The sequence below is a fragment of the Candidatus Methanoperedens sp. genome (assembly GCA_027460525.1).
GTDB lineage: Archaea > Halobacteriota > Methanosarcinia > Methanosarcinales > Methanoperedenaceae > Methanoperedens.
In genome coordinates, this window is record JAPZAS010000020.1 from 64,598 (window position 1) to 70,597 (window position 6,000).

The following is a 6,000-nucleotide window of genomic DNA, read 5'->3' on the forward strand; positions in this document are numbered from 1 at the left end:
GTACGGGGAGAGAAAAGATAACAATAATAGAGTTGGAAGGGATATTGTTTTTTTATTTTTATATATGTATATTATAGTGAAACAAATTCCAATCAAGGAACTTGTCGTTATTAAATTAATTTGCATTATTCATGAATGTTCTATGAACACATCCATAACTCTTATGACCATATGATTAGCATAACTAATATAATCATTTTTTTAATTATTAAACCAAGTCTGTCCCCTACTTCTACAACCTTGATTGAGCTGAACTCATGATTTGGTAACTATCTCCCTCCGTTCTTCTAAAATATAAAGCATTGCTATAATTGTACCAAAAATACAACCTATAATAATAGCAATAAAACCATCCAAAGCAAAACCCAATAGTCCACCACCAATCATACCAGTTAAGATTATACCAACGTTATCATTTTTTATATTAGACAATATAGGGTTCTTCATTAGCATATTGTATATACAATACTCTTATTTAAAGATTATCATAATGCTAATCATTATGATATTTTTCCTAAATTCCCGTTGAATTAATGCCGACGGTCAATTATTCTATATGTGCCAAGACGTGCGCCACCCTCAGCACGCCCCCCACAGGGTGCAGGACAAGCCCGAATCTGCCTGCGGGCGGACGGCGTCCTTAGTGTGGGTGGCTGGGCGACAGTCCTGCGCTCCAGTGGGTGCTCAGACAGTCGCGGTTAATTGTGTTTTCATTCATCAAAAGCACGCTCCGCAAGGGCAACGTATCGCCGTTGCATCACTCAACCTACTTTTTGACAGCGCCAAAAAGATAGCAAAACGCGCAGAACGACGTATCAGGATAGCCCCTTCAGGACAGTTTATCCCATAGTGGTTAGAAGAGTATGCCTCTGAGGCATCCATTTAACGTTGAAATATCGAAAGGCTGCTGCGCTTTAACGCGGTAGCAGTTTACCTGCTCTCATGAGTTCGTTCTCATGTTCTCATGGTCAAGAAAGATGCCTAAACAAACTCCTAAAACTTAAAACCTTCAGCCTTATTTTTCTTTGGAGAATAAACTTAATAGTATGAAAATAATAAAAGCTACAAAAATAGGTAAATTATTTTCCCAAAGATAATTTAAGATACCATAAAAATTATAAATTAAGGCTATAATAATAACCACAAAAACTATGATACCTACTATCTCAGAAGGTTTACGCACACAGAAATAATTGTGTTTATGATATTTAAATATTTGGAATGAACAGCTTTAGTGTGTATTTTGAGGAATGTGTCTTTTGTGTTTTAAATCTTGAATAATTAACTCCATAGATTTCACATCAGTCACTTGCTTTTTCCTGCCAAATTTCTTTAATGGTATCGGTTCATGGTGTTTTAACCAATGTGACCATACTCTCTTTACAGTGGATTTACATATTTTCATGTCCACTGCAATGTTTTTGTTACTGTCATTTCTCGTTTTGGCACGAATAATGTAACTTATCTTTTTCTTGGTTAATTTTATCACCTTATTTCGTTTTCCCATGCCAGGAAGATGGGGATATAAAGCCAAAGGTTTCGGGACTATACAGATATTTTGTGAAGTCTGTTAGTATCCAAAAAGAAATCACCTGGTCTCAGGTGACAGCACTGAAAGATAAGGAATTAGCTAAAACAAATACAGAGTCCATAAAATTACACCCGTCAATAATAAAGCAATCTCTCCACCTGATAAACCTATTCTCATTTCAAGTCCAAGTTGTTCTTTTTTCCAATAATCATTTAACGTTTTTTGGACAAATACCAGCAATGGAATATATAATAAATTTACAAGAAAAAATAAACCAGCTAAATTCTCGGATCTCACAACTGCAAACGAAACAATATACACGAATATGAAGCCAAATGTAATACTTCCTGGGGACGAATAAGCTTTACATCCAGCTTGTAAAGCAAAGTCTCTAATATCTTTTAATTGCTCATAAATTAGGAAAATAGCAACTATAGGTACAAATAATCCCACAGTCCTCCAACCAGGGCTTATATCCAAATTTCTGTGAATTTTTAAGTGCTTCCAATTACGATAAAACCAATACCATGAATATATAGTAAAAGTAAAAATCAATAGAAGAGTCAGTTTCCAAAGAGCTTGAGCATTTGAATATTGCTGGTCTTGTGTCCGCTTACCCTCTATTTCTATCGAAGATCTAATAGGAGTTACATCTTCTGATTCTTTCCCCCTAAATATTTTTAGCTCTTCATCGAGCTTTTTGACCTTGTCAACAAGCGGTTTCCTAAGTTCTTCATATTCTTCATCAAGTAGGTCTCCAGAAGAATAATTTTTTTCAAGATCTTTGATTTTTGAGATTATTTCAGTCCTCTCTTTTTTTAATTCTCCAGTTTTATCGGTAGATTCTTGAGTTTTCCCTATTTCATTAGATAATTCAGATTTTTCTTGTTTTTCTTTTTCAATCCAAGCCGTATTATCACCACCGATGAGATAAACAACCTAAGGTTTATTCTGTATAAAAGGTATCCTTTTTATTTACTAACCTGCGCCTGATTAAAAACACAGAATTCCAGCAAACCGCCAGAGATGCCAAACCCTCGAGCATCAGCGCCCTGATGCATCGGAATTCATTCCGGTCGTTCGTAACTTTTTAACTATAAATAAAAAATGGGCGCAATATCTTAATATTTGAAACCCTATCTATCTAACAGGAAGTAACAGACATGGAAAAATTACATCTGCCAATTATAATTGAAATGGACGAAGATGGTTATTACATAGTAAGTTGCCCTGTATTCAAAGGTTGCCATTCCTACGGTGAAACTATAGACGAGGCACTGGAGAACATAAAAGAAGTCATAGAGATGTGCCTCGAAGAGACCAAGGTCGAAGAGTTAAATAAATTTGTAGGGTTTAGAGAACTGGAAGTTGCTCAGAATGCCTAAACTTCCTGTATTCAAAGGCAAAGAACTTATAAAGTTCTTAGAATATTTAGGCTTTCAAGTTACCAGAACTAAAGGTTCTCATTCAAGATTGAAATCAGAAGACGGAAGGGCGACCAGCGTTCCTGTGCATGGAAATAAGGATATCCCTAAAGGGCTTTTGCGCAAGATAATACGGGAAGATCTGGAAATGAGTTTAGAGGAATTTACTGAACTGTATTCAAAATACAGAGGAAATAAATAAAAACTGTTTTTTGAAGGAAATCCTGCGCCTGAAAAGAAAAGCAAAAGCCCAAAAACTGATAAGATGTCTAAACCATGAGCATCCGCTCCGGGATGTTACTTTTCTCCATGATTCCCTACTCTGACCAAAGCGATATGACTGCCTTTACCCTTAATGGGCGCATAATCAAACCCTGCTTTAAGGAGACGTTTTATAATCTTATTTGATGAAACAGAAGGAAGTTTGCTCACACTGCCACACCAATAGTAGAAGTGAATTTATTTGGCGAATGTAAGGATGCAGCAAAATCATTTAAAATTCCCAGAGCTTTGGCATTCTCAAGATATAATTCAACAGCCTCTTTCAGGTTAAGAAGAGCTTCTTCCGGCGTGTCACCCACACTGGCAACTTCAAGTTCAGGGCATTTTGAAACATAAACATTATCTTCCTGCCAGATTATAGCTGTAACATTTAATTTTTCCATACTTTTCATACTTATTGAAGGGTAATTCTTGTTATTAAATTTTTGGTTGAACTCTTTCCTGTTTTTAAATACCTAACATGCGCCTGAAAAGAAAAACAGAATTCCAGAAAACCGATAGAACAGCAAATCCCTGAGCATCATGGCCGGGATGCCAAAATAGGGGCACGGATAAAACTATAAAGAGGAGCGTCTGGAGAAATAGACGTGCTCAAAGTTCTACATAAAATAAATTTTATAGCCTCGAATACCCTAAACCCAGGGAGTTTAATTGCCGAGTGACTACATCAAGCATACTTGACGACCTCTTAGGCTAGAGCGAGAGCGCCAGCAATAAAAACCGTAAGTTATTAATAGTTTGTGGGGATGATACTAAAATAGTAGGGTTGGGTTACTCAGAAAATGCATCTAAGAGGATGCTATCATCCAGCTTTGAATAGGGGAGAAAATGGTCCGGGATAAAATTTACAGAAGGCATGTCCTCAGAATAGCGATTGGAATTACCACTCTGGTATTATCGCTGGCGGGGGGAGCGAATGCGCAAAATATTATTAGCTCATGTACCACGATATCCTCACCAGGCGAATACGTGCTCAACACGAGCATAATTAACAGCGGTGCTCCGAGCTGCATTGATATAATATCAAGTAATGTTGTTTTTGACGGCGCGGGTTATACGATAGATGGAATAGGGGGAATTAACACTAAAGGAGTGTTCGTTTCTAACTTCTCAATTGCGCTAACAAATGTAACTATAACAAATCTGACAGCAACACACTGGGATTATGGCATCTACTACAGTAATACGGCAAACGGGAGCATAACTAATAACAATGCAAGCTTAAACATCAATACCGGAATCGCAATCGTCGCTTCAAGCAACATCACGCTGAACGGTAATAATGTCTCTAACAGTTTCAAAGGCATCGAAGTAGACTTTTCCAGCAACAATACGCTGAGTGGAAACAATGCAAGCATCGGTGGGATTTCCCTTATCTCTTCCAATAGCAACACGCTGAATAATAACGATGCAAGCATTGGTGGTATCTCAATCTCCTCTTCCAACAGCAACAATTTGAGTGGAAACAATGCAAGCTTCGGTGGGATTTCCCTTTCCACTTCCAAGAGCAACTACTTGAGTGGAAACAATGCAAGCATCGGTGGGATTTCCCTTATATATTCCAACAGCAACACGCTGAATAATAACGATGCAAACTCCTTTGACATAATCTCCCTCTTACAGTCCAACAACAATATGCTCTCAGGAAACAATGTCTCTGTTAGTAGCATCCAACCCCCCAATACGACGATGATAATCTCTGGAATCTTGCTCTATTCTTCTAACAACAACACACTCATCGGGAACAACATCTCAAACTTCTCGAACTCTTTTTTCCCCATTTTGCCTGGTGCCCAAACATCGGGAATCTTTATGGACTCATCCAGCGGCAACAACCTGAGCAGCAACAGTATCTCGAACAACACTTACGGCATCCTTATATCCGGTTCCAACAACAATAACCTGACCAATAACAATGTCTCAAACAACAACTACGGCATCGAACTAACCTCTTCCAGCAATAACACCATCTACAACAACTACTTTAACAACACGATCAATGCTGTCGAAAAGTTAATTGAATTAGCTGAAAAAGGGGATTAGTCCTATGGAAAATCAGAAATTCTGGATAAATACGATTTCAAAAGAACATGTGATGCTGGGCAAACAAAATGGGTTTGTGCAATCAGGTCATGGAAAACCAGCACCTTTAAAACGCTTAAAAAAAGGTGATCGAATAATATTTTATTCACCCAAAACATCCCTGGAAAATGGAGAACCCCTTAAATCATTTACCGCTATTGCCTCAATCATTGATGATAAAATATATCAAGTAGAATTAAGTGATGATTTTAAACCATATCGAATAAATGCTCAATACGAGGATTGCAATGAAGTTAAAATTGAACCTTTAATTGAGAATTTAAATTTTATTAAAAATAAGAAATCATGGGGTTATATGTTCAAGTTTGGATTATTTAAAATTGATAAACGAGATTTTGATTTAATTTATTCAAAAATGAAAATTTAAGGGAAGATTCCATCCAATAATTTCAAAGACATTATTACAGTTCTGGCCGAATGTTTAAATGATAAGACTAATCAAAATCCTAAGAAATTTGAAAATATACTACTTACAATTCAAATCGGCTTTAAGGAGACGTTTTATAATCTTATTTGATGAAACAGAAGGAAGTTTGCTCACACTGCCACACCAATAGTAGAAGTGAATTTATTTGGCGAATGTAAGGATGCAGCAAAATCATTTAAAATTCCCAGAGCTTTGGCATTCTCAAGATATAATTCAACAGCCTCTTTCAGGTT

The 6,000-nt window shown here is 36.8% G+C and carries 7 protein-coding genes; 4 read left to right on the top strand and 3 right to left on the bottom strand.

Annotated features, from left to right (window positions below):
• Nucleotides 1-255 precede the first annotated feature (255 nt).
• Entirely contained in the window at nt 256-447 is a 192-nt protein-coding gene (locus tag O8C68_07800) for a hypothetical protein (protein ID MCZ7395704.1), read from the bottom strand.
• 1,183 nt (nt 448-1,630) lie between these two features.
• Nucleotides 1,631-1,984, bottom strand: a complete 354-nt coding sequence (locus O8C68_07805) for a hypothetical protein (GenBank protein MCZ7395705.1) — start codon at nt 1,982-1,984, stop codon at nt 1,631-1,633.
• Nucleotides 1,985-2,694: 710 nt separating this feature from the next.
• Between O8C68_07805 and O8C68_07810 the strand changes: the two genes are divergently transcribed.
• Nucleotides 2,695-2,916, top strand: coding sequence for a type II toxin-antitoxin system HicB family antitoxin (locus tag O8C68_07810; protein MCZ7395706.1), 222 nt, complete (start codon nt 2,695-2,697; stop codon nt 2,914-2,916).
• Nucleotides 2,909-3,157 carry a type II toxin-antitoxin system HicA family toxin gene (locus tag O8C68_07815; GenBank protein MCZ7395707.1) on the top strand — a complete coding sequence of 83 codons (249 nt, stop codon included), beginning with the start codon at nt 2,909-2,911 and terminating at the stop codon, nt 3,155-3,157. The genes O8C68_07810 and O8C68_07815 overlap by 8 nt, the downstream gene beginning before the upstream one ends.
• Before the next feature lie 226 nt (nt 3,158-3,383).
• Here the strand turns inward: O8C68_07815 and O8C68_07820 are convergent, their stop codons facing one another.
• On the bottom strand, nt 3,384-3,629 hold the full coding sequence (locus tag O8C68_07820) for a type II toxin-antitoxin system HicB family antitoxin (protein ID MCZ7395708.1): 246 nt from the start codon (nt 3,627-3,629) through the stop codon (nt 3,384-3,386).
• 436 nt (nt 3,630-4,065) lie between these two features.
• Here O8C68_07820 and O8C68_07825 point away from each other — a divergent pair, with 436 nt between their 5' ends.
• Entirely contained in the window at nt 4,066-5,280 is a 1,215-nt protein-coding gene (locus O8C68_07825) for a right-handed parallel beta-helix repeat-containing protein (protein ID MCZ7395709.1), read from the top strand.
• A gap of 4 nt (nt 5,281-5,284) precedes the next feature.
• Nucleotides 5,285-5,707, top strand: a complete 423-nt coding sequence (locus O8C68_07830; protein ID MCZ7395710.1) for an EVE domain-containing protein — start codon at nt 5,285-5,287, stop codon at nt 5,705-5,707.
• Nucleotides 5,708-6,000: the final 293 nt, after the last annotated feature.

What these genes read in the sequence shown, in the direction of transcription:
- O8C68_07800 (MCZ7395704.1), bottom strand. Translation starts at nt 447, where the DNA reads ATGAAGAACCCTATATTGTCTAATATAAAAAATGATAACGTTGGTATA.
- O8C68_07810 (MCZ7395706.1), top strand. Translation starts at nt 2,695, where the DNA reads ATGGAAAAATTACATCTGCCAATTATAATTGAAATGGACGAAGATGGT.
- O8C68_07815 (MCZ7395707.1), top strand. Translation starts at nt 2,909, where the DNA reads ATGCCTAAACTTCCTGTATTCAAAGGCAAAGAACTTATAAAGTTCTTA.
- O8C68_07820 (MCZ7395708.1), bottom strand. Translation starts at nt 3,629, where the DNA reads ATGAAAAGTATGGAAAAATTAAATGTTACAGCTATAATCTGGCAGGAA.
- O8C68_07825 (MCZ7395709.1), top strand. Translation starts at nt 4,066, where the DNA reads ATGGTCCGGGATAAAATTTACAGAAGGCATGTCCTCAGAATAGCGATT.
- O8C68_07830 (MCZ7395710.1), top strand. Translation starts at nt 5,285, where the DNA reads ATGGAAAATCAGAAATTCTGGATAAATACGATTTCAAAAGAACATGTG.